The sequence below is a fragment of the Gemella sp. zg-1178 genome, assembly GCF_018790995.1.
Lineage (GTDB): Bacteria > Bacillota > Bacilli > Staphylococcales > Gemellaceae > Gemelliphila.
On sequence record NZ_JAHKEI010000005.1, the window covers coordinates 53,136 to 79,503 of the forward strand.

At 30.2% G+C, this 26,368-nt stretch carries 27 protein-coding genes; 13 read left to right on the plus strand and 14 right to left on the minus strand.

Annotated elements, in window-relative coordinates:
• Position 1: 1 nt before the first annotated feature.
• Positions 2 to 730 (minus strand): F0F1 ATP synthase subunit A, encoded by a 729-nt coding sequence (atpB, locus tag KMP12_RS02155; protein WP_215756094.1) that lies wholly within the window; start codon positions 728 to 730, stop codon positions 2 to 4.
• 149 nt (positions 731 to 879) lie between these two features.
• A complete protein-coding gene (gene upp / locus KMP12_RS02160) occupies positions 880 to 1,509 on the minus strand; it encodes a uracil phosphoribosyltransferase (protein ID WP_215756095.1) in 630 nt (209 codons plus the stop codon).
• 297 nt (positions 1,510 to 1,806) lie between these two features.
• Here upp and KMP12_RS02165 point away from each other — a divergent pair, with 297 nt between their 5' ends.
• The 6 genes from KMP12_RS02165 to msrB all read left to right on the plus strand — a co-directional run bounded on the left by KMP12_RS02165 (position 1,807) and on the right by msrB (position 5,793).
• Positions 1,807 to 2,133 (plus strand): hypothetical protein, encoded by a 327-nt coding sequence (locus tag KMP12_RS02165; protein WP_215756096.1) that lies wholly within the window; start codon positions 1,807 to 1,809, stop codon positions 2,131 to 2,133.
• A 2-nt stretch (positions 2,134 to 2,135) separates the two neighbouring features.
• Positions 2,136 to 2,660: a hypothetical protein gene (locus KMP12_RS02170; RefSeq protein ID WP_215756097.1), complete on the plus strand. Its 525-nt coding sequence runs from the start codon at positions 2,136 to 2,138 to the stop codon at positions 2,658 to 2,660.
• Positions 2,644 to 3,054 (plus strand): NUDIX hydrolase, encoded by a 411-nt coding sequence (locus tag KMP12_RS02175; protein ID WP_215756098.1) that lies wholly within the window; start codon positions 2,644 to 2,646, stop codon positions 3,052 to 3,054. Before KMP12_RS02170 ends, KMP12_RS02175 begins: the two co-directional genes overlap by 17 nt.
• A gap of 24 nt (positions 3,055 to 3,078) precedes the next feature.
• Positions 3,079 to 4,230 (plus strand): DUF819 family protein, encoded by a 1,152-nt coding sequence (locus KMP12_RS02180; RefSeq protein ID WP_215756099.1) that lies wholly within the window; start codon positions 3,079 to 3,081, stop codon positions 4,228 to 4,230.
• Positions 4,231 to 4,432: 202 nt separating this feature from the next.
• Positions 4,433 to 5,215, plus strand: coding sequence for a cation diffusion facilitator family transporter (locus KMP12_RS02185; RefSeq protein WP_371821649.1), 783 nt, complete (start codon positions 4,433 to 4,435; stop codon positions 5,213 to 5,215).
• A 137-nt stretch (positions 5,216 to 5,352) separates the two neighbouring features.
• On the plus strand, positions 5,353 to 5,793 hold the full coding sequence (gene msrB, locus KMP12_RS02190) for a peptide-methionine (R)-S-oxide reductase MsrB (protein ID WP_215756100.1): 441 nt from the start codon (positions 5,353 to 5,355) through the stop codon (positions 5,791 to 5,793).
• 356 nt (positions 5,794 to 6,149) lie between these two features.
• Here the strand turns inward: msrB and pyrE are convergent, their stop codons facing one another.
• The 11 genes from pyrE to srlA form a co-directional block, all read right to left on the minus strand.
• A complete protein-coding gene (pyrE, locus tag KMP12_RS02195; protein ID WP_215756101.1) occupies positions 6,150 to 6,770 on the minus strand; it encodes an orotate phosphoribosyltransferase in 621 nt (206 codons plus the stop codon).
• Positions 6,771 to 6,812: 42 nt separating this feature from the next.
• Positions 6,813 to 7,514 (minus strand): orotidine-5'-phosphate decarboxylase, encoded by a 702-nt coding sequence (pyrF, locus tag KMP12_RS02200; protein ID WP_215756102.1) that lies wholly within the window; start codon positions 7,512 to 7,514, stop codon positions 6,813 to 6,815.
• 580 nt (positions 7,515 to 8,094) lie between these two features.
• Positions 8,095 to 9,009: a dihydroorotate dehydrogenase gene (locus tag KMP12_RS02205; RefSeq protein ID WP_215756103.1), complete on the minus strand. Its 915-nt coding sequence runs from the start codon at positions 9,007 to 9,009 to the stop codon at positions 8,095 to 8,097.
• Positions 9,010 to 9,018: 9 nt separating this feature from the next.
• A complete protein-coding gene (locus tag KMP12_RS02210) occupies positions 9,019 to 9,783 on the minus strand; it encodes a dihydroorotate dehydrogenase electron transfer subunit (protein ID WP_215756104.1) in 765 nt (254 codons plus the stop codon).
• Positions 9,784 to 9,960: 177 nt separating this feature from the next.
• Positions 9,961 to 13,137, minus strand: coding sequence for a carbamoyl-phosphate synthase large subunit (gene carB / locus KMP12_RS02215; protein WP_215756105.1), 3,177 nt, complete (start codon positions 13,135 to 13,137; stop codon positions 9,961 to 9,963).
• Positions 13,138 to 13,148: 11 nt separating this feature from the next.
• Positions 13,149 to 14,240, minus strand: a complete 1,092-nt coding sequence (gene carA / locus KMP12_RS02220) for a glutamine-hydrolyzing carbamoyl-phosphate synthase small subunit (RefSeq protein WP_215756106.1) — start codon at positions 14,238 to 14,240, stop codon at positions 13,149 to 13,151.
• A 64-nt stretch (positions 14,241 to 14,304) separates the two neighbouring features.
• Entirely contained in the window at positions 14,305 to 15,582 is a 1,278-nt protein-coding gene (locus KMP12_RS02225; protein ID WP_215756107.1) for a dihydroorotase, read from the minus strand.
• A 10-nt stretch (positions 15,583 to 15,592) separates the two neighbouring features.
• Positions 15,593 to 16,477, minus strand: coding sequence for an aspartate carbamoyltransferase catalytic subunit (locus tag KMP12_RS02230; RefSeq protein ID WP_215756108.1), 885 nt, complete (start codon positions 16,475 to 16,477; stop codon positions 15,593 to 15,595).
• Positions 16,478 to 16,623: 146 nt separating this feature from the next.
• Entirely contained in the window at positions 16,624 to 17,154 is a 531-nt protein-coding gene (gene pyrR / locus KMP12_RS02235) for a bifunctional pyr operon transcriptional regulator/uracil phosphoribosyltransferase PyrR (protein WP_215756109.1), read from the minus strand.
• A gap of 878 nt (positions 17,155 to 18,032) precedes the next feature.
• A complete protein-coding gene (gene srlE / locus KMP12_RS02240) occupies positions 18,033 to 19,028 on the minus strand; it encodes a PTS glucitol/sorbitol transporter subunit IIB (protein WP_215756110.1) in 996 nt (331 codons plus the stop codon).
• A 12-nt stretch (positions 19,029 to 19,040) separates the two neighbouring features.
• Positions 19,041 to 19,565 carry a PTS glucitol/sorbitol transporter subunit IIC gene (srlA, locus tag KMP12_RS02245; RefSeq protein WP_215756111.1) on the minus strand — a complete coding sequence of 175 codons (525 nt, stop codon included), beginning with the start codon at positions 19,563 to 19,565 and terminating at the stop codon, positions 19,041 to 19,043.
• Between the two features lie 167 nt (positions 19,566 to 19,732).
• Here srlA and KMP12_RS02250 point away from each other — a divergent pair, with 167 nt between their 5' ends.
• The 7 genes from KMP12_RS02250 to KMP12_RS02280 all read left to right on the plus strand — a co-directional run bounded on the left by KMP12_RS02250 (position 19,733) and on the right by KMP12_RS02280 (position 25,911).
• The gene (locus KMP12_RS02250) at positions 19,733 to 20,089 is read left to right on the plus strand and encodes a PTS glucitol/sorbitol transporter subunit IIA (protein ID WP_215756112.1); all 357 of its coding nucleotides are present in this window, start codon (positions 19,733 to 19,735) and stop codon (positions 20,087 to 20,089) included.
• 36 nt (positions 20,090 to 20,125) lie between these two features.
• Complete coding sequence (locus KMP12_RS02255) at positions 20,126 to 21,415, plus strand: NAD(P)H-dependent oxidoreductase (protein WP_215756113.1); 1,290 nt, start codon at positions 20,126 to 20,128, stop codon at positions 21,413 to 21,415.
• Positions 21,416 to 21,497: 82 nt separating this feature from the next.
• Entirely contained in the window at positions 21,498 to 23,450 is a 1,953-nt protein-coding gene (locus KMP12_RS02260; RefSeq protein WP_215756114.1) for a BglG family transcription antiterminator, read from the plus strand.
• A 1-nt stretch (position 23,451) separates the two neighbouring features.
• A complete protein-coding gene (locus KMP12_RS02265; protein WP_215756115.1) occupies positions 23,452 to 23,802 on the plus strand; it encodes a transcriptional regulator GutM in 351 nt (116 codons plus the stop codon).
• 12 nt (positions 23,803 to 23,814) lie between these two features.
• Entirely contained in the window at positions 23,815 to 24,660 is an 846-nt protein-coding gene (locus KMP12_RS02270; RefSeq protein ID WP_215756116.1) for a class II fructose-bisphosphate aldolase, read from the plus strand.
• 2 nt (positions 24,661 to 24,662) lie between these two features.
• A complete protein-coding gene (locus KMP12_RS02275) occupies positions 24,663 to 25,358 on the plus strand; it encodes a triose-phosphate isomerase (protein WP_215756117.1) in 696 nt (231 codons plus the stop codon).
• 37 nt (positions 25,359 to 25,395) lie between these two features.
• On the plus strand, positions 25,396 to 25,911 hold the full coding sequence (locus KMP12_RS02280) for a YjbQ family protein (protein WP_215756118.1): 516 nt from the start codon (positions 25,396 to 25,398) through the stop codon (positions 25,909 to 25,911).
• 60 nt (positions 25,912 to 25,971) lie between these two features.
• Here KMP12_RS02280 and KMP12_RS02285 read toward each other — a convergent pair whose 3' ends face one another.
• The gene (locus tag KMP12_RS02285; protein ID WP_215756119.1) at positions 25,972 to 26,349 is read right to left on the minus strand and encodes a DUF1934 family protein; all 378 of its coding nucleotides are present in this window, start codon (positions 26,347 to 26,349) and stop codon (positions 25,972 to 25,974) included.
• Between the last annotated feature and the right edge of the window lie 19 nt (positions 26,350 to 26,368).

Here is a 26,368-nt window from a genome sequence, read left to right on the forward strand (position 1 = left end):
TTTAGTGTTCATCTGAAACTTTATGTGAAATGTAGGTATACACCATTGTTGTAAATATATATGCTTGGATAAAACCTATAAATAGTGAGAAGCCTTTCCATATTACAAGCCCGATAATTCCTGGTATGAAGTATAAAACTCCGCCGATAGTAGCTAGGGAAACTAGCATACCTAATAGAACTTCACCTGCGAATATGTTACCAAACAAACGCATTGATAGAGTAAGTATATTTACAAACTCTTCTATAATTTTGAAGGGTGTTAGCCATACACCGTTCGAAGCAAAAGTACCCAAGTAAAACTTAGCACCCTTGTTTTTATAACTATAATAATGAGTGAACAATATCATGATACCTGCCAACGTAAAAGTAAAAGTTGGATCTGCTGTAACAGAGTTTATATATAATACATCATCATAGCTAATTTCTAATAAAACTCCAATGGTATTAGCAACTACTAATAATGTTACTAAACTTAACCCCATAGCCCATAAATTTTTTCCATACTTAGCCCAAGATATATTTTCTGAAATAACTTTTCTTATTAAGTCTGCAATTATTTCAATCATATTTTGCCGTTTACTATCTGGTCTTAATTCTACTCTCTTTGTGAAAAACATAACCATAAAAAATGTTATCAAACAAGTTAAAATAGTACCTATGGCACTAGGTATATTTAAAGTAATATCAGTACCAAATAATTTCGTGATGAGATAAGTTTGCTCATGCATTTAATCTCTCGCCTCTCTTTTTAGAAATTAGTTTTGTATATCATCTACTGTCTTAACATATTAGACGTACAGTTTACATTATATTATTTTTTAATTTATGTTTCAAGTAATTTTAGTTTTAAAATACCCATTAAAACAATTTTAATATTTTACTTAGTTCCAAATATTCTATCTCCCGCATCACCAAGTCCTGGAACAATATAGCCATGATCGTTCAAATGACTATCTAAGCCTGCAATAAAAATTTCAATTTCAGGATGAGCATTTTTTAGTGCTTCTACGCCTTCTGGTGCTGCTATTAAACACATAAATTTAATATCAGTAACCCCTCTTTGTTTTAAAGAGTTTATCGCCGCTATGGCAGAACCTCCAGTTGCTAACATTGGGTCGACTACTATAAATTGTCTTTTTTCTGGTTCGTTAGGTATCTTTACAAAATATTCGTGTGGTTGCAAAGTTTCCGGATCTCTATACAAACCAACATGCCCAACTCTTGCAGATGGAATTAAAGCCATTAACCCATCTACCATTCCTAAACCTGCTCTTAAAATTGGAACAAAAACTATTTTTTTTCCTGACAATCTTTTGCAAGTTGTAGTTTCCACAGGTGTCGTAACTGTTACTTCTTCCAATGGTAAATCCCTAGTTAATTCATAGCCCATTAACATACCAACTTCATTAGTTAGTTGTCTAAAGTCTTTAGAACTTGTCTCTATATCTCTAATGAATGATAGTTTATGCTGAATTAAGGGATGATCAAATACATGTACCTTTGACATATTCTATACTCCTTTAAAATAATTGTTATAAAATAATTTTACTCTAATTTTTAATATTTAACAAGTTATTTCAGAATAGATGATCATAATAAAATTTAAAAATAAATTTTTGATATTTCATTTCAAATAAATTTATTTTAAATTTGATTTGATAACTATTTATTGTATTTTTTTTTTATTTGTGTATAATTATATACATTAAATTTTAAAAATGATTTCAAAATTATTTTTTATTATTTTTTATTATTTTTTACTTTGATAAAGAAAAAATATATTTTCGACAAAAGGAGGTTAATAATGACCTTTAAACATTTATTTGGAATGTTTTTAATTTTTTTAGTTAGTTATATAGCTATACCTATCTTAATACTTAGTTATACTACGAATAATTTAGACAAAGCAGCCTTTGCTATTATGCTTATTTTAGCATTTTTATCTTTTGCTCTAAATTTATTTTTCACATACAGGCTAGGCAAGGAAATACAAATACCTTTTTTATCTGCCATGTGTAGTGCAGGCTTATTTTTTATTTATAATAATTCTGTTATTGTAGTATTTCTTATAATTTTTATACTTTCTTTTGCTGGATATTTTATAGGTGCATTAGTTACTAAGGAGGACTAGTTATGAATAAAAAGTTTGAAAAATTTAGATTGCTTTTCTTATTTTCTATTTACTTATTTTTTTATTTTTTTCCTATGCTAACAAATCCGTTTGTTCCTGCTAATATTATAGAAATAATTGTGATTTTGTCATTAGCACTTCTAGGATTTTTAGTAATATATTCTCTTATAATAAATCAGAATATTAATAGGCAAACTGTCAGCAATGTTCAAAGTGGAATTTTTATTTTTATGATAATTCTACTGGTATTTAATCCTTTTGGTTTTGCTAAAAATTATAATTTTTATATTCCTCGAATAATTTGTATAGTCATAATACTTGTTTGGCTTCTTGCAACTATGTACCTAGCTAAAAAATTTAATGTGAATAAGGCAGTTCCTTTAATTATATTTGTACCGTCCTTAATTCAGGCTATACTTATGAGTATAAGTGTAACTGCAAAAATATATTTAGCCTTTCCTTACTTAACGGCAATAATAACTATTATAGGAATATTTTGGTATAGAAATTATGAATCAAGAAAATAAAATTATAAAATCAGCAGGAATAATTATTAGAGATAGAAAACTTTTAGCCCTAAAAAAGAAAAATAATGCTAGTCATTTTATTTTGCCAGGTGGAAAATTAGAAGTTGATGAAACAAAAGAAGAAGCTCTTATCAGAGAGTTAAAAGAAGAATTGAATATTAGTGTAGATGAAAATAGTATAAGATTTTTAACAACAATAAATTCAACAGCTCAGTTTGAAAATATACCTATCACATCTTATATTTTTATGGTGGACTATAAATATGATTTTGCAATAGCAAATGAAATATCTTCTTATGAGTGGATAGATATTTATAAGCCTGATAAAAGTAAGTTGACACCAACATTAATTGAAGTTATTAAATGTTTAAAAATAACTGGCTACACTAAATAATTATAAAATACTTAGGAGGTATCTATGATACAAGCAGATAATATTTGGATTTTGTGGGCTATAATTTTATTTATAGCCGCATTTAGTATATATTTAGAAGATAAGTTTACATGGGCAAAAAAAATCACCGGTGCTATTATTGCTATGATAATAGCTGCGACACTAGGTAATTTAAAAATAATTCCTACAGAATCTGAAGTTTATGACAGTATTTGGTCTTATGTAATTCCATTAGCCATACCCATGTTACTTTTTCAATGTGATATTAAACAAATTTGGAAAGAAAGTGGTCGCATGACCATAATATTTTTAATTTCTTCTCTAGGTACAATATTAGGAGCTATGTTAGGTTACATATTACTACATAACCACATACCAGTTTTAAATCATATAGCAGGTATGATGACAGCTTCATACATAGGAGGTAGTGTGAATTTTGTTGCTGTAACAACAGCCTTTAACACTCCATCTGATTTGGTATCAGCCGTTACAGTTAGCGACTATTTAATTACAGTTATATACTTCTTTATATTAATCGCTATACCTAGTTCTAAATTTTTTCAAAAACATTTTAAGTCAACCTACAATCACCAAAATCAAAATGAAATAAAAAAAGAAGAAAAAAATCTTAACACTTCAGTCAGAGATATTGCCTTTTCTTTTGCAAGCTCTGCTGTGATAGTGGCTTTAAGTTTTACCCTATCAGAGCATTTAGTAAAGCTAGGAGAAAATCCTATCATGCAATTTATTTCAAATAAATATTTAATCTTGGCTACAATAACCGTGATTTTAACAAGTGCTTTCCCGAAATTTTTCCAAAGTATAAAATCAAGTAATGAACTTGGAACATTTTTAATCTACATCTTTTTTGTAGTAATCGGTATTCCTGCTTCTATTACTTCTATATTAGAAAAATCACCATTGATAGTAGTATTTTGTGCAATAATAGTTCTTGTTAATATGGTAGTTACTTTTATTGGTGCAAAAATTTTTAATTTCACTGTTGAAGAAGCTATCATAGCTTCAAATGCAAATATTGGTGGACCTACTACCGCTGTGGCCATGGCAATATCTAAGAGCTGGCATAAATTTGTTGCTCCTGCCATGCTAGTAGGAACTCTCGGTTACATCATAGGAACCTACTTCGGTCTGCTTTTAGGTCAATACTTAGGATAAATTATATTCAAAAGAGAATTTTTAGTAATAGAAATTCTCTTTTTTATTTTTATGTCTTAATGATATTAACTATCATTGGCTGGTAAAGAAAAAATTAACTTGTATGATGTAAAGAGGAGGAATAATTATGAACACACTAACAACAAATTTTCATCATACTAAACATTATAAAAATCAAATTAAATCTTAAAAAACTATTTACATAAGTATTATAATAACTCTTGCTTTTGCCTTATTAGAATTATTTGGAGGTATTATATCTAATTCTCTAGCCCTAATCGGAGATTCTTTTCACATGCTTTCTGACGTTTTAGCCTTGGGAGCAAGTGCTATTGCCATATATTTTTCAGCAAAAAAGCCAACAGATAATTTTACATTCGGCTATCTGCGTTTAGAAGTTATCACAGCATTTGTCAACGGCTTAGTCCTTATCGCCATTTCTTTTTACATGATAATCGAGGGTATTTTGTCTATTATTTATCCTCGTGAAATAGAATTAAAAACTATGCTAGGAATTTCTATAATCGTTTTGATATTCAATATAAGGATAACTTTGGTATTGCATAAAAGTCTTAAAGAAGAAAATAATTTGAATGTGCAAAGTGCAATTTGGCATTTTATCGGAGATTTAATAAATTCTATCGGCCTTATTATTTCAGCTATTATTATCTATTTTACAGGCTACAAAATAGTTGATGTTATTATGAGTATTTTTATAAGTTTTGTCCTTTTTAAAGGGGGCTATAAAATTACCAAAAAAGCATTTTTAATATTAATGGATTATTCTAATATTAATATCAAGGATATTGGTAATGATATCTTAAATATTTCTGGTGTGGATAATGTTCACGAAAGTCACCTGTGGAATACCAATGACGAAGAAAAAACAATAACAATGCATGCCCTTATTAATTCTAATGAAATAAATTACAGAGCAGCCAATCAAAAAATAAAAAATATTCTTAAAGATAAATATAGTATATAACATAGCTTTATTGATATTCACGAAGATTGTAAAAATCATGTATAATCATTAAAAAATAAAAAATTAATTTCTAAATTTTGACAAAAAATCTTAAGAGGGCTATACTTAATATAGATTATTATTAATAAGGAGTTTATATGTTAGAAAATAAAGATGATTTAAAGAAAAGAATTGGCGAGTTAGCCTACGAAGTTACACAAAACTCTGCGACAGAAAGAGCATTTTCTGGGAAATATGATAACTTTTTTGAAAAGGGTATTTATGTCGATGTCGTGAGTGGTGAAGTCTTATTCTCTTCACTTGATAAATTTAATTCTGGTTGTGGCTGGCCTGCCTTTTCTAAACCCATAGAAAACAAGATGGTTACAAATCACGCAGATTTTTCTTACGGTATGCACAGGGTAGAAGTACGCAGTAAAGAAGCCAACTCTCATTTGGGACATGTCTTTAGTGATGGGCCACTTGATAAGGGCGGACTTAGATACTGTATAAATTCTGCAGCCTTGAAATTTATAGCCTATGAAAAATTAGATGAAGAAGGCTACTCTAAATGGAAAGAAATTTTTGAAGAAAAATAAAAATACCTTGTCTTTTGTCAAGGTATTTTTATTTGTTAATAAATGTTGATAACAAATATTTATTTTGGATTTCAGCTATTTATTAATATATGTGAATAAAAAATTAATAAAAATATTTGTTTAGAATTTCATATCTTTACTAATGTCTGTCGCTAAAAAGGAATAAAAATATCTGCTTGAAATTTCTACTCTTTATTAATATATGTTGCTAAAAATATTCATTTGAAATTTCAGCTTTTTATTAATAGATGTAGGTAAGAAAGTAATAAAAAATATTTAGTGCAGATTTTTCTTAGCCACACTAAATATTATATATTTTTTATGAAATTTTAATTCTCAAAAAATTTTTAATGTTCTTAAAGATTATTTCTCCATTTAACTAACTCTTCTTTGTCTTCTTCTTTGATGTAGCCTTGCTTACTCGCTTCTTCTATCAACAAGTCATAGTTAGTTATTGTGAAATATTTTACATTTGCTTCTTTAAATGCTGCTAGAGCCTTAGGTAAATTATAACTATAAATTGCTACTACTCCTAAAACCTCACAACCTATTTCTTCTAATGCTTTTACTACATTTATTGATGATAGTCCAGTAGAAATTAAATCTTCTACTACAACCACCTTATCATTTTTTTTCACTAAACCTTCAATTTGGTTAGTTTTTCCATGTTTTTTCTTAGAGTCTCGAACATAAGACATTGGCAAATCTAGTAGCTCACTAACCCATGCTGCGTGAGGTATACCAGCCGTAGCTGTTCCTGCTACAACCGTAACTTCTGAAAAGTTTTCTTTGATAAGTTGAGCTAAGCCATTAGCTATATTGCGACGAACATTCGGATAAGACATAGTCAGCCTATTATCACAGTATATGGGTGATTTAATTCCTGATGTCCAAGTAAAATAGTCGTGGGGTCTTAGTTCCACTGCCTTGATTTCTAATAAATTTTTTGCTACTTCTTGAGCAAGATTCTTAGTCATTATATTATCTCCTTCTTAATTTTTTAAAACTATTTACAAAATTTATTGCCCTAAAAATTCTTTCTTAAATTTTTTATAAGCAGCTACCGGGTCTTCTGATTGTGTTATGGGGCGACCTACTACTATATGTGTAGAACCCATTTCTCTTGCACGCTTGGGTGTCGCAATTCTTTTTTGGTCGCCGTCCTCATCAGTTGCAAGGCGAATACCTGGTGTTACTTTTAAAAATTTTTCCTTAGTAACCTCTTTTATTTTACTAACTTCAAGAACAGATGATACCACACCATCAAGCCTTGCTTTTTCTGCCAGTTTTGCATAATTCAAAACACTTGCTTCTAAACTTTTTTCTATCAGCTGTTCTTTTTTCATATTTTCTTTTGATGTTGATGTTAATTGTGTAATTGCAATTACCCTTGTCTTGAAACTTCCACCAATAAGCATACCTTTTTTAGCAGCTTCTAACATTTCTTGTCCACCAGCAGCATGCACTGTTAAAATATCAACAGAAAATTTTGCTAGCCCCTTGCTTGCTCCGTAAACTGTATTGGGTATGTCATGAAGTTTTAAATCTAAAAATATTTTATGCCCTCTTTTTTTGATTTCTTCTAAAACTCTAGGTCCATTTTGCAAATACAATTCCATTCCTACCTTAACAAATGGTTTTTCATCTTGAAACTTATCCAAAAAATCTAGGCTTTCTTCTAATGTTGGAAAATCTAATGCTATTATTACATCATTTTTCATAATTTTCTCCTCAATAATCTATATTATTCTCAATCAAATAATCTTTATAAGATTTGTAGTCGTCCTTACTTTAAAAAATCAAACCAAGCCTTATAATAAATTCTACATTTAATTATACAATTTACATGTTTTTTCTAATTTTTTAATATTTTTAAAAAGTTAGCTAAAAGATTTATAATTTCTAATTTTACCTCTTTAGGTGCAGTATAATTTCTATCTAAAATTAGCCAGATAATTCGTATAGAAATCTATATTATTTAACAAACTCTCGCATTTTACTTTCAACACTTGCAAATAATTTTCTTTTTAAAAATTTATCGGTAAAATCATAACATTATACATTTTTTACAAAAATTTGTGCGTAATCTAATAAATAATTATTTTTTATTGCCTATTAAAAATTTTAATGCTGTTATCTAAAATTGTATATATATTTTTAATATTTGAAAAGCTATAATAAACTAGGAAAATATTGAACTTTATCAATACTTACTTCTTCTTGATAACTCTCTAATTATATTTTTATTAAGTAAACATGACTTGGATTTTTACAATTTCTAAATATTCTTTAAATATTCTTTTATCTAAAGGCTCTTCCCTGTAAATCTAAAATGTGATTTACTCCTAATTCATCAAGAACTTGAGGTAATTTTTCTATTATTTTTGGACATACATAGGGGTCGGTGAAATTTGCAGTTCCGACTGCCACAGCTGAAGCTCCAGCTGAAATAAAGTCTATAACATCCCATTCATTCATAATTCCACCCATACCAATAATTGGAATTTTTACAGCCTGTGCAACTTGGTAGACCATACGAATGGCTACTGGTTTTATAGCAGGACCTGACAAACCACCAGTTAAATTTGCTATAATTGGTTTGCCTGTTTTTTTATCCAATCTCATACCAACTAGAGTGTTTATCATAGTTATTCCATCAGCTCCACCTTCTTCAACTGCTTTTGCCATTGCTACAATATCAGCTACATTGGGAGAAAGTTTTACATAAACTGGCACACTTGATACTGCTTTTACTTTTTTCGTTAGATTTTTTGCAGTTTCCGGGTCTGTTCCAAATTGTATTCCGCCATGTTTTACATTGGGACAAGAAATATTAAGTTCCAAGGCTTTGACATTAGGAGATTTTGAAATATGTTTTGCTACATAAACATAATCATCTATCTCACTTCCAGCGACATTGGCAATAATAGGAACATCATATTTTTCTAATTGTGGTAATTTCTCTTCTATTATCCTGTGAACTCCTGGATTTTGAAGCCCAATAGCATTTAACATTCCACTCGAAGTTTCTGCAATTCTTGGCGTTGGATTGCCATTTCTTTTTTCTTTTGTCGCTGCCTTTATCATGATTGCACCTAATTTTGATAAATCATAAAAATTTGCATATTCTATTCCAAAAGCAAAGCAGCCCGAAGCGGGAATAATTGGATTTTTTAGGTCAAGTCCCGGTATTTCTACTCTTAATCTATCATTCATAATAACCTCCTAAAATATAACTTGCTCAGCCTTGAAAACAGGTCCGTCATAACAAACTCTAGCCGTATCATCAAATTCTGTTTTGCAGACACAGGCATAGCATGCACCAACTCCACACGCCATTCTCTCTTCTAAAGAAATATAACCTTCCTTATCAGGATTTAAATTTTTTAAGGCATTTAACATTTGCAGCGGTCCGCAACTATAATACTTGTCATACTGTAAATTATATTTTTTAATAAGATCAGTTACAAAACCTTTTTCGCCATAACTTCCATCTGCTGTTGCTACATAAGTATTACCCAATTTTTTAAATTCTTCTTCATAAAAAACATCACCTTGATTATTAAAGCCTAGTATGTGGATAGTATTTATTCCTGCTGCCCTAAATTTTTTTGCAAGTTCATAAAGGGGTGGTACTCCGATGCCACCTCCAACAAGCAGAGCAGTCTGACCTTTTTTTAAACTTGATATATCATATCCATTACCGAGAGGTCCAAGTATATCAACCACATCTCCTTTTTTCATTTGAGAAATAATTTTTGTTCCAGCACCTTCTGCACGATAAATCATCACAAAAGTATTCTGCTCCTTATTAATTTCACATATAGAAATTGGACGTCTTAACAAGTATTCATTTGAATTATTTATCCTAATATTTACAAATTGCCCTGCTTGGTTCATATTTTTTACTATATCTCCCTGCAAGGTTATTTTAAAAATATTATGAGCAATATTTTTATTCTCGATAACTTTTGTTAATTCTACTTGCATTTTTTCCTCCTATGATTTTTAATTTTAAAATCAAATAATAAGTAACTATATAAAATATTATACTTAAGTTAAAAATATTTTTTTTTATTTTAAAAATTTATATAAATAATTTTTTTATTTTTTAAATTTGTAAATAAATTATTTGTATAATATTTTATATTTACTTAGTTTATATTTTTAAACTTCTGCTATTGTAAAACTCATTGATTCTAAGACACTGATTAAAGCATTAGCCGTATCTAGTGAAGTTAAACAAATAACATCTTGTTCACTTGCTGCTCTTCTTATTTTAAAGCCATCACTCGTACTACGTTTTTCTTTTGATGTTGTATTTATTATCACATCTATCTTGCCACCATAAATTGCATCAAGTACCGTATTTTCATTTTCTGTTATCTTGTTTACTCTTTCTATTCTCAAGCCATGTTCAGATAAATAATCTGCTGTTCCTTTTGTTGCGACTATATTATAGCCTATATCTGCAAAACGTTTTGCTAATTTTAACGCTTCTGGTTTAGCATCTTTACTTACTGTAAATAAAACATTACCATTATCTTTTATCTTAATTCCAGCTGCAACCAAACCTTTGTATAAAGATTTTTCTAAAGTTTTATCAACACCCATTACTTCTCCAGTTGATTTCATCTCTGGTCCTAATGTTGTATCAACATCTTTTAATTTTTGGAAACTAAATACGGGAACTTTTGTATATATTTTTTCCGCTTCTTTAACAAGTCCAGTAGTGTAGCCCTTATCTGATAATTTTTCTCCTAAGACTGCCTGCATAGCAAGTTTTGCCATAGGAACATTTGTTATTTTACTCAAGAATGGAACTGTACGAGAACTTCTTGGATTTACTTCTAATACAAAAACTTCACCTTTGCTAATAACATATTGAATATTTAAAAGTCCTACAATATTTAATCCTTTTGCCAAACGAATTGTATAATCAATTAGTGTATTTATTTCTTCTTTGTTTAAACTTTGTGGTGGATAAACTGCTATTGAATCTCCAGAGTGAACTCCTGCTCTTTCGATATGTTCCATTATTCCTGGTATAACGACTGTTTGTCCATCGCATATTGCATCTACTTCTATTTCTTTTCCGACCAAGTATCTATCGACAAGAACTGGATGTTCTGGCGAAACTTTTACAGCATTTTGCATGTAGTGGCGTAACTCTTCTTCTTTATATACAATTTCCATAGCTCGTCCTCCAAGCACATAAGAAGGACGAACTAAAACAGGATAGCCTATTTCTTTTCCATGTTGTACCGCTTCTTCTGTTGTGAATGCAGTTTTTCCTAAAGGCTGTGGAATTTCTAACTTGCGTAATAGGTGTTCAAACTTATCACGATTTTCTGCATTATCTATTTCTTCTAGGGGCGTTCCTAAAATTTTAACTCCTTTTTTAGCTAAACTATCTGCTAAATTTATGGCAGTTTGTCCACCAAATTGCACAACAACTCCCATAGGTTTTTCATGTTCAATAATTTCCATTACATCTTCTGTTGTTAGTGGTTCAAAATATAATTTATCAGAAATAGAAAAATCAGTTGAAACTGTTTCTGGATTGTTATTAATAATTATTGCTTCATAACCTGCTTCTTTAATAGCCATTACCGTATGAACAGTTGCATAGTCAAATTCTACACCCTGACCAATTCTTATTGGACCAGAACCAAGAACAATAACTTTTTTCTTATCACTAACTATTGATTCTTGTTCAAATTCATAAGTTGAATAGAAATATGGTGTTGATGATGTAAATTCTGCCGCACAAGTATCAACCATTTTAAATACTGGTTTTATATTTTTATCTTTACGCAAATTATAAATTTCTTCTTCTGTCATATTCCATCTATGTGCAATTACCTTGTCTGAAAATCCATAACGTTTAGCATAAAGTAATAACTCTATATCCTTAGGATTATTTTTTAATTCATGCTCAATATTTATAATATTTTGCATTTTATCCAAGAAGAACATATCGATTTTTGTTAAATCATGTATTTCTTTAGTGCTTACTCCCCTTCTTAAGGCTTCTCCTATAAAGAATAATCTTTCATCTCCAGCTTGCTTGATACGTTTCATTATGTAGTCAAGTTCAAAATCATCTCCATTAGGTAAACCTAAATGATGAACTCCATACTCTAATGAACGAATAGCTTTTAGTAAAGATTCTTCATAGGTTCTACCCATTGCCATAACTTCACCAGTGGCCTTCATCTGAGTTCCTAATTTTCTGTCTGCATGCTCAAATTTATCGAATGGGAAACGTGGAATTTTACTTACTACATAATCAAGTGCCGGTTCAAAACAAGCGTAAGAAACTTTCGTAACTGGATTTATAATTTCATCAAGAGTTAAACCTACTGCAATTTTTGCTGCAATTTTTGCTATTGGGTAACCAGTAGCTTTAGACGCAAGAGCCGAAGAACGAGATACCCTAGGATTTACTTCGATAATGTAATACTTAAATGATGCTGGGTCAAGAGCTAATTGAACATTACAACCACCTTCAATTTTTAAGGCTCTAATTATTTTTAATGAAACATCTCTTAGCATGTGATATTCTCTATCCGTTAAAGTTTGTGATGGAGCTACCACAATAGAATCTCCTGTATGTATTCCTACTGGGTCAATATTTTCCATATTACACACTACAATAGCTGTGTCGTTAGAATCACGCATTACTTCATATTCTATTTCTTTGTAACCAGCAATAGATTTTTCTAGTAGACACTGATTTACAGGTGAATAGTGCAAACCATTTCCTACTATCTCTTCTAATTCTTTTGGATTATGGCAAATTCCTCCACCTGTTCCACCCATGGTAAAGGCTGGACGAACGATTACTGGATAACCAATTTTTTCTACAAACTTATAAGCCTGCTCCAAATTATTAATAATTTCTGATTCAGGAACTGGTTCATTTAGTTCATACATTAAATCTCTAAATAATTCCCTGTCTTCTGCTTGCTCGATAGAAGATAATTTTGTTCCTAGCAATTCTACATTATAAGTTTTTAATACTCCTCTTTTGTGTAACTCAACTGCCATATTAAGACCTACCTGTCCTCCTAAAGTTGGCAACAGGGCATCTGGTCTTTCTTTATGAATAATTTTTGTAATAAATTCTGGAGTAAGGGGTTCTATATAAACCTTATCTGCTATTTCTTTATCTGTCATTATGGTAGCAGGATTTGAATTTACCAAAATTACCTTGTAGCCCTCTTCTTTAAGAGATAGACAGGCTTGTGTTCCTGCATAATCAAATTCTGCTGCTTGTCCAATTATGATTGGACCTGAACCTATTACTAGAATAGTTTTTATATCTGTTCTTTTTGGCATTTTTCTTCTCCTTACTTATTACTTTCTTTAAAATTTTTCATATTATTTATAAATTCATCAAATAAATAATTTGGGTCGTGTGGTCCTGGTGATGCTTCTGGATGATATTGAACTGAAAAGACTGGATATTTTTTGTGTCTAACTCCCTCGCACGTTCCGTCATTAACAGCTATGTGAGTTAATTCTAAGTCCGTATCTTTTAATGATTCTATATCAACTGCGTAACCGTGATTTTGAGAAGTTATATCAACCCTACCAGTCAAAATATTTTTTACTGGTTGGTTAGCTCCCCTATGACCAAATTTTAGTTTATAAGTTTTTGCTCCACTCGCTAGGGCTATAAGTTGGTGTCCCATACAAATTCCAAAAATAGGAACTTGTGGTATTAAGTCTTTTATTGTTTCGATTGTTTCTGGTACATCAGTTGGGTCGCCTGGTCCATTACTTAACATTATACCGTCTGGTTTTTGACGTAAAATTTCTTTAGCAGTAGAGTTGTGAGGCATGACTATAATATCGCAATCTCTTGCGTTTAGTTCTCTTACTATCCCAGATTTTGCTCCACAATCAAGAAGTACAACCCTATATCCTCTACCAGAAGACATGAATGATTTTTTTGTAGAAACTTGGTTTATTTGGTCTGTTGGTAAATCCGTAGAACGTAATTCAGCTAAAACTTCATCACTATTTTTTTCTATTGATGTGATTACCCCTTTTATAGTTCCTGCTTCCCTGATTTTTCTTGTTAAGCTTCTAGTATCAATTCCAGCAATACCAGGTATGTCTAATTCTTTTAAAACTTCATCTAAAGTAAATTCTTGACGGAAGTTTGAGGGCTTTTGACAAATTTCTCTTACGACCATTCCTTTTATTGTCGGATTGATAGTTTCATAATCATCTCTATTTATCCCGTAATTACCGATTAATGGGTATGTGAATGTTACAATTTGTCCATTGTATGAAGGGTCAGATAAAGTTTCTTGATAACCGGTCATAGCCGTATTAAAAACTACTTCACCTTTCATTTCTGTTTCGGCACCAAATCCGTAACCCTTATATATCGTTCCATCTTCTAATATTAATTGTCTATCTTGCTTATACATCTTTTCCTCCGTATAATTTTAATAATGTAAAAATATTTTTTAGTAAATTTTGCTACCCTATATTTTATTTAAAAATTTCTTCATCACAGTAAGCTATTTTCCCATCTACAAATGTTAGTTCTGGTATGCCATAAATTTCTTGATTTGTATATGGCGTGTTGCGTCCTTTTGATAAGAATTTATCTGGATTAATTTTTTCTTTACGTTCTAAATCTATTACGACTAAATCAGCTAGTTCATTAGCTTCTAATTTCCCATAAGGTAAATCAAATGTTCTTGCCACCTTGCTAGACATCATATCTACAAGTTGTTCCAAAGTAAAAATTCCAGTTTTTACAAAGTAAGTATAAAGTTGAGAAAAGGCTGTTTCAGAACCGACAATTCCAAATGCTGATTCTGCCATCGGAACTTCTTTTTCATGTGGTGCATGTGGTGCGTGGTCTGTTGCTATAATATCTATTGTTCCGTCCAAAACTCCAGCAATTAGTGCTTGTCTATCTTCGCTAGCTCTTAGAGGTGGATTCATCTTCCACATTCCTATTGCTTCAGGAATATCATTTTCATCGCTGATTAAATGGTGAGGACAAACTTCACAAGTAACTTTTATTCCGGCTAGCTTAGCATCTCTTATTACCCTAACAGATTCTTTTGTTGATACATGGCAAACATGGTAATGGCAACCTGCCGCTTCTGCTAGTAAAACATCTCTAGCTATCTGCACAGATTCACAAACAGATGGAATACCTTTTTGCCCTAATTCTTTACTTCTCTTACCACAATGCATACAACCACCCAGTATTAAAGAATTATCTTCACAGTGAGCAACTATCGCCTTGTTTAACTTGGCTGCAATTTTCATTGATTGGTACATCATATTTGCATCTTGAACTCCACGACCATCATCAGAAAATGCAAATACATAATCATTTAATTCTTCAAATTCTGCATAGTCTTGACCCAACTCACCTTTGGTAATTGCTCCGTAAGCTATGGCTCTGATTACACTATCTTTTTCTATAATATCTAATTGCTGTTTTAGATTTTCGTAACTATCTGGAACTGGATTTAGATTTGGCATTGGCATGGCTGTTGTAAATCCACCTCTTGCTGCTGCTCTTGAGGCTTGGTATATTGTTTCTTTATAAGAAAAGCCCGGTTCTCGCCAATGAACATGAACATCAATAAAACCTGGTGAAATAAATTTTCCGTTTAGGTCATAAATTTTTTCTGAACTTTCATTAATTTCATCTGCAATTTCTTTTATATATTTTCCGTCAATAAGAATATCTTTTTTTACTAATTTCCCATTTTCTAATATTTTTCCGTTTTTTAAAAGTATCATTGTAAACTCCTTATAAATTATTATCTCTTATTATTTTTTCTAAAATAGCTTGGCGAACATACATACCATTTTTCATCTGTTCAAATATTAATGATTTTTCTGCTTCTACAAGTTCATCAGCTATTTCTACTCCCCTATTTACTGGAGCTGGATGCATTATTATTGCACCATCTTTTAATTTTTTATATCTTTCAAGTGTTAGGCCGTAACCTGTGTGGTAACTTTCTTTATCGAATATTACTTGTCCGTCATGGCGTTCATGTTGCACTCTTAGCAACATACAAACATCTACTTGAGAAATTATTTCATCAAAATCTACTACTTGCCCTAGCGTCTTATCAACAAAAACTTCTGGGCATACAAAATTTACTTTCGCCCCAAGCCTAGTTAAAATATTATAATTTGAACGGGCTACTCTGGAATTTTTTATATCACCCACTATCACAACATTCAAACCTTCAATTTTTCCAAAACGTTCATACATGGTCATCAGGTCTAGTAAACACTGGCTCGGGTGTTCACCACTACCATCCCCACCAGATACAAGAGGAATATTTAATTTTCTTAAATTTTTATAATACTCACGTTCTGGGTGTCTAATCACCAAAATTTTACAATCTATCATTTCCAAAGTTTTGCAAGTATCGTATAAACTTTCCCCCTTGTTGATTGAAGATGTTGAAGTTTCAAAATTAATAACATTTAACTTTAATTTATGTTCTGCAACTTCAAAACTGTGTTTTGTTCTAGTTGAATTTTCAAAAAATAAATTCCCAACAAATAAATCTTCTCTTGCTAGAGGCTTAGCCCCATTTTTTAATTCTAACCCCCTCCTTATTAATTCGTAAACTTCTTCATTTGATAAATCAGACATAGCTACTAAATTTTTTGGCATATATCATTCTCCTTTGACTAAATTATTATACAAAATAAAAACACCTCATCTGCTCTGGCAAACAAGGCGTGATAAATAGACTTACCCTAGTAAATTCTATAAATCTCTTGTTAGCCTCACAGGGCTACCCTTAAAAAGATATTGTATTAAGTTATGAGTACAACCATATCTTTGTCATCAACTTCTTTTAGTTGTACTTTTATATTTTCTCTGCTTGAAGTAGGAATATTTTTCCCTACATAGTCTGCACGAATTGGTAGCTCCCTATGACCTCTGTCAACAAGTATGGCTAAGCGAATAGCCTTTGGGCGAGCTACATCCATTATTGCATCTATCGCCGCACGAACAGTACGACCCGTATACAATACATCATCAACTATAACTACTATTTTATTAGTTAAGTCAAGTTTGAAATTTGTATTTTTAACCTTAGGTTCACTAAAATCTTTTTCCAAATCATCACGATAAAAAGTTATATCCAAAGTTTCAATAGCAACATTAACTCCGTCAATAGCTTTTATTTTTTCTTTTAAGCGTTTGGCAAGAAAAACACCACGAGTTTTTATTCCGACCAAAACAAGACTATTTACTTCATAACCTTTTTCCAAAATTTCATGAGCAAGGCGGCTAATCATTCTTGACATTGTATCTTCATCGAATAAAATTCTCTTCTTCATTTCTCACCTCAAAAAAATACTCCGACCTAAGTCAGAGTAGTAATTTCATCTTCATTAATAAACATAGCAAGCCATGTCTTAAAATATTTCCTTACTAGCCTCTCTGGACTATTTAAAAGAATTTTTATTATTTTTATATTAATATAATTATAAATTATAAAAAAGATATTGTCAAATAAAATAATAAAAGAACCTTATATAAAAAATAGATTTTTAAATAAATTATTTTACAGCTATCTTGTAATTTTATTAGTAAGTAATTTTTATTTTAACAATAAAATTTTCTAAATATATTTTAAACAAATGTATTATTAAAAAATTTTTTATCCCTTTATTTTCATATTGATTTTAAAATTTTTGTATCTTATTTTTATATTGAAATAACTATAATTTTTTAACTTTAAATAAAATTAGGAAAGTTATATAAAAAAACTTATTCTAATAACTGTAATAAATATAATTTTCTGAATAGTAACTTCTTTAGTCTTTACACCACTAGTAAATAAATACATAAAAATATTAGAAAAAGAAAATCACAAGACTAATTAATAAAAAATTAATAAAAAATAAATTAAAAAATAGGACAAGTAATTATGGAAAGAAGAAATCAAAAATATATTTAGTCATAATATTTATTATTACATCAGCAATAATACATGGACTTATCCGACTATTTAAAAATCATAACATAATAGGTAATACACTATCGGTATTACTGTCATCTTTAAATAGTTTAATAACTCCTATAATATTTTTACACATATACAATAAATATATATCTAAAAAAGACGACTAGATAGTCGTCTTTTTTCTTCAAAATATATTTTAAAAATTTAATAGTTTATAAAGAAAAATTGTTTTTTATAACTTAAATAATTTTATAGGAATAATAAAGCTACTGCATAAGCAATTACTACTGACAGCGGTCCAGTAATTAATCTTGAGTAGAATAGAGCTGGAACCCCATGTTCGATTGTTTCTGCTTCTGCTTCTCCCAAACTTAAACCTACTGGTACGAAATCACAACCTACTTGTGAATTAATCGCAAATAGTGCCGGCAAGGCTAGGTAAGCTGGAATAACTCCTAAACCAATTTGTGTACCGATAAGAGTACCAACTACTTGAGCAATAACTGCACCTGGTCCTAATATTGGAGATAGTAATGGGATAGCACAGATAATTGAAATTCCAACTAGACCAAAAATATTTCCAATAAATGGTGATATTCCTTTTGCAATTAAATCACCAAGTCCAGATGCTAGTATTAGTCCCATAAGCATACTTACAAAAGCCATAAACGGTAAAACACTTCCGATTACAACATTTATAGTTTCACGTCCTGCTTCATAAAATTTAGCGACAACATTTCCTACTCCTTGACCAAGTTTCATAATAAAACTTCCACTAACTTGTTCTTTAGCTTGACGTTTAATTTCATCATAATTTTCAGGTTTTTTAACTCCTGTATTACTCACAACTGCTTTTTTAGGAGCTGGTGCATCTGCTCCGTCAGTTACTGTAATTTGTTCAAGACCAACAGCTGAAACGTAAAGCTCTTCTGTAATAAATTGAGCTAGTGGTCCAGTTTTTCCAGTTGGTTTTACGTTAACTGTAAAAATATTTTTCTTAGGATAAACACCACATCTTGCAGTTCCTCCACAATCAATAACAGCTACTAAAATTTCACTATCATCAACTCCAGTTTTAAAACCATCAACTATTCTACAATCTAACAATTCTGCTAATTTTTCTGTTACAGGTTCAATACCTGCTGAAGTCATAGATAAAATTACATCTTTTCCTTCTTCTTTTCTTATTCTAAGTGGACCTCCCCAACCAGAAGGACCTTTTTGAATTAAAACTTCTTTCGTCATTTTCTCCACCTCTTATTTTTTAGATTTACCTGCTAAATATTTGTAAATTTTTTCTGTTACCATACCTCTAATAAAGATTACAACTAATCCTGTTAAGAAATATACTAGGGCTAATTTAGTAGTTGACTGCCCTAGAGTTGTAAGTCCTGCTGAAATACCCAACCATACAAAAAGTTCTCCAGGATTTGCGTGTGGGAATAATCCAGTTATTGGATGTACAAAAGATACAGCTGCGTCGTAATAACCTGGCTTGTGTTCTTCTTTTAAAAATCTACCGAATGTGTAGCACATAGGATTAGCTAAACAGAAAACTCCTAAAAATGGTAGAACCAAATAGCGTGCAAATGAATATTTTGATATTTTTTGAGCAAATCTATCAACACGAGATTCACCAATAATTTTAATAATAGAATTAATAGCAACCATAAGAACTATTAAAGTTGGTAAAATTCCTGTAACTAAACCTACAAAAGTTTCACCACCAGCTTTAAAAAGACCTATAAAAGCTTCTATACCATGTGTGATTTTATCTAACATATAATGTTACCTCCTAAAAATAATTTGTTTACGATTTCATTATAAGTATATTATTTTTTTAGATAAATACATATTTTTTCATCGCAAATGGAAAATTTATGTATTTATGATTTTTTTTATTAAAAGTACAATAAAATTATAAATTAAATAGCAGGGAGGAATTTTAGATGAAATATAATTCTGAAGTGGTTAATATCGGAGGAGACGCTCTATCATTATATGAAGGAATTAAAAGTTTAATTCTATTTAATGACAGTGTCCTAGATGAATCACTCAAAGATATTGCCTTGGTTCACAAGTCATCTCAACTATTAGAAGATATAGCTGTCGGTGATGAAATAAGAATTGGCGAAAATGAATTATACGTTACCGCTGTCGGTGATGTCGCACTAGAAACTTTTAAAAATATCGGTCATTTAACTATGCGTTTTACAGGAAGTGGTGAAGTTAATTTACCAGGAGAGATAGCAGTATTTGGTGAACTAAAAAATATTAAAATCGGAGATAAATTTACTATTAAATAATCTAAAAAATAAAAACATTATTAGGAGGAGAAAAAAATGTTTGGTTTAAATAGAAAATTAGCTGAACTAGAAGCTAAAGGAGAAAAAATTCGTGTTACTCTAGTTGGTGCAGGTCAAATGGGTAACGGTATGGTTAGTCAAATGGCAACTATGAAAGGTATGGAAGCTACAATAGTTGTAGATATAAATATAGAAAATGCTAAAAAAGCATTCACTGATTCTGGAGTTGACCCAAGTCAAATAGTAGAAGTAAATAATGTAGAAGAAGCTAATGCAGCTATTGCAGACGGAAAACGTGTTGTTTGTAAAGATTTCTTAATTGGATGCAAGGCTGAAAAAATTCAAGCAGTTGTCGACGCAACTGGTGGGGTTGCTCTTGGAGCTGAGATAGCATTTAATACTATTCTTAATAAAAAACATATCGTAATGTTAAATGCTGAAACTGATTGTGTTGTTGGACCAATACTGAAAAAATTAGCTGATGACGCTGGAGTTATTTTTACAGGTTCTGCCGGTGATGAACCAGGTGCTGTAATGGAATTATATGATTTTGCAGACGCAATGGGATTTGAAGTTCGTGTAATTGGTAAAGGAAAAAATAATCCCCTAGACTTTGACGCAAATCCAGATTCAGTAAGAGAAGATGCCCTAAGAAGAGGGGCAAACCCACACATGATTACTTCATTTAAAGAAGGAACTAAAACAATGGTGGAGATGGCTTTAATGTGTAATGCTACTGGAATGGTACCAGATGTTCGTGGTGCTCACGGTATCGTATCTGACGTTAAAGACCTACCGCAAAAATTCTCATTGAAAGAAGAAGGTGGAGTATTAAATAAATACGGAGTTGTAGATTTTGTAAATGGTATTGCTCCTGGAGTTTTTGCAATAGTTGCCCACAAGTTACCATCAGTTAATCACGAAATGAAATATGTAAGTATGGGAGATGGACCTAACTATGTACTATATAGACCATATCATCTTTGTTCATTAGAAACTCCGCTATCAGTTGCAATGGCAGTTTTAGAAAATAAACCAACTATTGTTCCTAAGGCTGGACTAGTTGCAGAAGTTCTTACTGTTGCTAAAAAAGATTTGAAAGCTGGAGAATACATGGACGGATACGGAGCATACACTTGCTACGGTTTAATAGATACATACGAAAATGCAAAAGAAATGAATGCAGTACCTCTTGGTTTAGTTGACAAGAAAACAAAAGTTCTTAAAGATATTAAAAAAGGTGAAATCATAACTTATGATATGGTAGAAATAGATAAGTCTACTACCCTATACCACCTAAGACAACTACAAGAAAAATTATTTTAATAAAAAATATTTTACATTAAAAATTAAAACTTGATATAATCAAATTATACTATATATTATGATACTTCTGAAAGGAGCATTTATGCAAATACCAATAATTGACAATAAGGACTTAAAAATTATTAATTTGCTAGCAGAAGAGAGATTTATTCCAATCAATAAATTATCTCAAGAGCTAAGTGTTTCTGACAGAAGTATTCGTAATTATATAAAAAGAATTAATGAAGAACTTGTAAATATTATTTCGATAGAAGCCCACAGAACAAAGGGTGTTTATCTTAATATTTACGACAAAACCTTGTTCAACAAATTTTTAAAGGAAAACAATCAAAAAAATCTAGCTTTAAACAGCAGAGAAGATAGAATAAAATATATTATTGATTATTTTGTTGAGCTTGACGGTATTGCCACATTAGATGAGTTAGCCTACCAAATAAATATTGGTAAAACTACACTAATTGGCGATATGAAGGAAGTAGATAAAATTTTAAAGAAATTTAGTTGTAAAATAAAAAGTAAAAAAAATATAGGTAGCTATCTTGACTATAATGAAATAGATATAAGATTATTAATCTTAAATTACTGTTGTGAAAATTACACAATAGAAATGATTAATAACAAATATCTCAAATTAGAAACTCATATTATTAAATCACTAAAAACAGATATTTATAATTTTCTTACGGAAAATAATTATAATACAACCAAATTAATACTTGATGAAATTATTAAACACATACTTATTATGCTTTATAGGGTTAAGAAAGGTTATATTATAAATCATATCGAGAAAAAACATTCTGTAATAACTAACCACTCTTACCTACGTAAATATACTGACAGTGTTGGAGAATTAATAGAAAAATATTTTGATATTAAGGTAAATGAAAATGGTAGAATTTATCTATCAATTCCATTTTTGACACGTAATGCTGCAGTGAGTGAAATATATGACGAAGAAAATATTGATAACTTTGTTATTAGAATTATGGATAAGATATGGTTGAAAATTAATCAGGATATAGGTTTTGTAATAAATGATAAAAAATTATTAAAAAATCTTGCCCTGCACCTAAATTATTCAATTAATCGTATAATATTCAATGTTCAAATCAATAACACTAGCACTTACGACATTAAAAAGAAATATAAATTTGCCTATCGTCTAGCTGAATTATCATCAAAAATAATAGAAGATGAATTAGGAGTTAATGTATCAGAAAGTGAAACTGCCTTAATTGCAATTCACTTTGGAGCCTTACTAGAAAATAATAAAGCCAAAGTTTCTAAACTTAAAAACTTTGCCCTAGTTTGCGAAAATGGTTTGGGAACTTCTATGCTTTTAAAAGCTAGATTAAAGAGAATGCTTAGCTCTGACAGTAAAATTGACGTTTTTTCTATCTATGAATTTGCCAAAATAGACCATAGCGAATATCAGATAGTTTTTACAACCATATCTCCCAATACAAAAGTATTTCAGTCTATATCACTACCCATTATAAAGATAGATACCTTATTTAACGAAAATGAAATACTTAATCTTATTGAAAATACTTTGTATATAAATAATTTTAACGATAATGAAGATAATAATTCTTTTATCTTAAAATTTATTCAAGACAACCATATTCATTTTTATAAAAGTAGTGATTACAAAGAAATTCTTGTAGATATGATTGATAGTCTAATAGACTCTAACAAGGTAAATGAAAAATTTAAAAAATATATTATTGATAGAGAAGAAGTTAATCCTACTATTTTTGATAATGGGATAATGCTTCCCCACTATACGAGTGAATTAATACAAGAACCAGTAATAGCTATTGGTGTTTTAAAAGAAGAATGCTATCATTGTAATAAAATAGTAAAATTTATTATTTTAACTGCCTATCCAAAAGAAGAAATGATAGACCCAGACTTAATAATAAAAATTTATGATGATATAATGAATATAGGTCAAGATGTAGAACTTATGAACTCTCTTATAAACACAAATAGTTCTGCTGAATTTAAACAAATAATTAGGAGCTTATAAAATGAAAATACTGATAGCCATAGTAATAGTTTATGTTATAAATATTTTTCTATCATTCAAACAAATGAAAAAATATAAGGAAAAAACTGCTAGACTAAAAAAAGAATATCCAACATCTTACATTTCAACTGGTAAAAATCAAAAAATTCTCAAACAAGGTAGTATAGCAATATTAGTTATAAACAAAACAGGAAAAATAGAATACGGAGAACTTATGAAGGGGCGTACAGTATTTGCTAAATTTAAGAAAATAGAAAATATAGACGGACTTTTTATTAAAGAGGCTAAAGAAAAATTTGCCCACGAAGCTGCAATAATAAATGCTATATCATTCTATGAAAAAATAAAATAAAAAGGAGAAAATATGACATTAATAAACGTAAAAGAAGCATTTAATCATGCTGATAAATATAATTATGCAATACCTGCTGCAAATTTTATCAACCAAGAAATGTTAGAAGCATACATTGAAGCGGCAGAAGAAACTAACAAACCATTAATAATTGCTTTTGCAGAAGCCCACTCTGAATATATAAGTATGGAAAAAGCTGCCCTGCTAGGAAAATTTTATGCAGAAAATAGCAAGGCAAAAATAATATTACACCTAGACCACGGGCAAAGTTTAGCAAGTGTAAAAAAAGCTATTGATTTAGGTTTTACTTCTGTAATGATAGATGCTTCAGAAAAAGAATTTGCTGAAAATGTTAGACTAACAAAAGAAGTTGTTGACTATGCTCATAGCAAGGGAATATTTGTTGAAGCAGAAATTGGTCATGTAGGAAGCGGAGATGTTATCGGAGTTGAATGTGCTGTTGGTAGCGACGGAAATGTTTATACAAGTGTAGAAGAAGCTAAAGAATTTGTAAAACAAACTAATGTAGATTCTCTAGCAATTTCTATTGGAACAAGTCATGGAACTTATGTAGGTGAACCTAATATTAGTATCGAACGCTTAAAAGAAATAGATGCAGCAATAGACACACCTCTAGTCTTACATGGTGGCTCATCATCTGGAGATGAAAACTTAAATAATTGTGCAACTAATGGTATAAGAAAAATTAATATCTATACAGACTTTTTAAAAGCTTCACACAAATCAGTTGTCAATTCAAAATCTAACAACTACTACGAACATAAAGAAGAAGTTAAAGAAGCTATTAAAAATACTCTGCTACACTACTTCAATGTTTTTGAAACTAAAGGAGAATAAATATGGGATTAAGAGTACCTTACCTTGTAATAAATCCAAAATCATACCTGTATGGTGAAGAATTATTAGACTTGGCAAAATTTGCTGACCAAAAGGCAAAAGAATATGATGTAGATATTTTATTTACTGCACCTTATGTAGAACTTAAAACAATAGCAGAAAATACTAAGTATCTTACTATAACAGCTCAGCACATGGACGGAATATCACCAGGACGTGGTATGGGAAAAATAGTTGGAGAAATGCTTTATAATGTTGGAGTGCGTGCTACATTCTTAAATCATGTTGAACATAAAATTACCGATGAAGAACTAGAGCAATCTATGGCAAAATGCAAAGAGTTGGGTATACAATCTGTTGTTTGTGCTAACGGAATTAACGACGCTAAAAAAGCTGCAAGACTCGGAGCAGATATTATTATTTGTGAGCCAGATGAATTAGTTGGAACTGGACAAACAAGTTCTGATGAATACATGATAGAAACAAACAAAGCAGTAAAAGAAGCAAATCCTAATACACAAGTCTTACAAGCAGCGGGTGTTTCTACTGCAGAAGATGTATACCGTGCTATCTATTTGGGAGCTGACTCTACCGGAGGAACAAGTGGTATCATAAAAGCAAAAGACCCTAAACAAACCGTAGACGACATGTTACAAGCTATGCTTAAAGCCTACAAAGACAGAGAAAATAAAAAATAAAGAAAGGAAATCTGAATTTTTCAGATGGTATAAAAAAATGAAATTTCATCACGAAGATATTAAGGTAACTACTGTACAAAATCGTGTATCTTATCATGATATTACTCCACAAGCAAAAGAAATAGTTGCTAAAAGCGGTATTAAAAATGGGATAATCACATTAACAAGTTCGCACACAACTTGTTCATTATATTTTGAAGAATATATGCACGATAAAAACTACTATGGAGATGAATATTTACAAGTAGATATTAGCAATGTAATGGATAAAATCGTTCCTAGATGTACAACTGAAACTCAATACTTCAGTCCTGGCCCAGAACATATAGAATTTGGTTTAGGCCTAACAAGTCCTAACTATCCACCAGAAGCATGGACTATGCTAAACACAGATGCCCACATCAAATCATCTATTTTTGGAACAAACTCACAAACAATTATCGTAAAAGATGGACAGATGCAAATGGGTTCTCTTGGAAAAGTATATTTTGCTGACTGGGATATGCTAAGAGAAAGAAATAGAACTATTAATGTTCTTGTAATGGGAGAATAAAAAATAAGAGATAGAAAGAAATCAACTCAAAATTAAGAGTTATTTCCGTCTATCTCTTTTTTAATTTCTATTAACAAGAATTTTTAATTTATTATCTTGTTTGTCAGTGTCAGAAAAATATATTTTATAATCTATCTCAAACTGTATAAATTTATTTTTTTCTAGGATATTAATTTTTTGTAAATGGGTATTAAAGGATACAATACCAAAATCAGTTTTATAGTTTGTTTTTTGAAGTTTTTTACTAAGTGCTAGAACTACTCCGTCTTTGATAATATCAGCCCTGCTCGCATCCTTAGCAATTTTAATTTCAAAATTATTTTTTTTACTGTCTTGATAAGTTAGGATATAATTTTTTTCATTTTCTACTAAGTCTCCCATATTTTTTTCGAAGAGTAGCTTTTCATTATCTATATATGTTGTTATATTTATTTTCATCATAAGCTCCTATGAGATT

Bases quoted from the DNA above. Each gene is read 5' to 3' on its own strand.
- atpB (WP_215756094.1), bottom strand. From the start codon at position 730: ATGCATGAGCAAACTTATCTCATCACGAAATTATTTGGTACTGATATT.
- upp (WP_215756095.1), bottom strand. From the start codon at position 1,509: ATGTCAAAGGTACATGTATTTGATCATCCCTTAATTCAGCATAAACTA.
- KMP12_RS02165 (WP_215756096.1), top strand. From the start codon at position 1,807: ATGACCTTTAAACATTTATTTGGAATGTTTTTAATTTTTTTAGTTAGT.
- KMP12_RS02170 (WP_215756097.1), top strand. From the start codon at position 2,136: ATGAATAAAAAGTTTGAAAAATTTAGATTGCTTTTCTTATTTTCTATT.
- KMP12_RS02175 (WP_215756098.1), top strand. From the start codon at position 2,644: ATGAATCAAGAAAATAAAATTATAAAATCAGCAGGAATAATTATTAGA.
- KMP12_RS02180 (WP_215756099.1), top strand. From the start codon at position 3,079: ATGATACAAGCAGATAATATTTGGATTTTGTGGGCTATAATTTTATTT.
- msrB (WP_215756100.1), top strand. From the start codon at position 5,353: ATGTTAGAAAATAAAGATGATTTAAAGAAAAGAATTGGCGAGTTAGCC.
- pyrE (WP_215756101.1), bottom strand. From the start codon at position 6,770: ATGACTAAGAATCTTGCTCAAGAAGTAGCAAAAAATTTATTAGAAATC.
- pyrF (WP_215756102.1), bottom strand. From the start codon at position 7,514: ATGAAAAATGATGTAATAATAGCATTAGATTTTCCAACATTAGAAGAA.
- KMP12_RS02205 (WP_215756103.1), bottom strand. From the start codon at position 9,009: ATGAATGATAGATTAAGAGTAGAAATACCGGGACTTGACCTAAAAAAT.
- KMP12_RS02210 (WP_215756104.1), bottom strand. From the start codon at position 9,783: ATGCAAGTAGAATTAACAAAAGTTATCGAGAATAAAAATATTGCTCAT.
- carB (WP_215756105.1), bottom strand. From the start codon at position 13,137: ATGCCAAAAAGAACAGATATAAAAACTATTCTAGTAATAGGTTCAGGT.
- carA (WP_215756106.1), bottom strand. From the start codon at position 14,240: ATGTATAAGCAAGATAGACAATTAATATTAGAAGATGGAACGATATAT.
- KMP12_RS02225 (WP_215756107.1), bottom strand. From the start codon at position 15,582: ATGATACTTTTAAAAAACGGAAAAATATTAGAAAATGGGAAATTAGTA.
- KMP12_RS02230 (WP_215756108.1), bottom strand. From the start codon at position 16,477: ATGCCAAAAAATTTAGTAGCTATGTCTGATTTATCAAATGAAGAAGTT.
- pyrR (WP_215756109.1), bottom strand. From the start codon at position 17,154: ATGAAGAAGAGAATTTTATTCGATGAAGATACAATGTCAAGAATGATT.
- srlE (WP_215756110.1), bottom strand. From the start codon at position 19,028: ATGACGAAAGAAGTTTTAATTCAAAAAGGTCCTTCTGGTTGGGGAGGT.
- srlA (WP_215756111.1), bottom strand. From the start codon at position 19,565: ATGTTAGATAAAATCACACATGGTATAGAAGCTTTTATAGGTCTTTTT.
- KMP12_RS02250 (WP_215756112.1), top strand. From the start codon at position 19,733: ATGAAATATAATTCTGAAGTGGTTAATATCGGAGGAGACGCTCTATCA.
- KMP12_RS02255 (WP_215756113.1), top strand. From the start codon at position 20,126: ATGTTTGGTTTAAATAGAAAATTAGCTGAACTAGAAGCTAAAGGAGAA.
- KMP12_RS02260 (WP_215756114.1), top strand. From the start codon at position 21,498: ATGCAAATACCAATAATTGACAATAAGGACTTAAAAATTATTAATTTG.
- KMP12_RS02265 (WP_215756115.1), top strand. From the start codon at position 23,452: ATGAAAATACTGATAGCCATAGTAATAGTTTATGTTATAAATATTTTT.
- KMP12_RS02270 (WP_215756116.1), top strand. From the start codon at position 23,815: ATGACATTAATAAACGTAAAAGAAGCATTTAATCATGCTGATAAATAT.
- KMP12_RS02275 (WP_215756117.1), top strand. From the start codon at position 24,663: ATGGGATTAAGAGTACCTTACCTTGTAATAAATCCAAAATCATACCTG.
- KMP12_RS02280 (WP_215756118.1), top strand. From the start codon at position 25,396: ATGAAATTTCATCACGAAGATATTAAGGTAACTACTGTACAAAATCGT.
- KMP12_RS02285 (WP_215756119.1), bottom strand. From the start codon at position 26,349: ATGAAAATAAATATAACAACATATATAGATAATGAAAAGCTACTCTTC.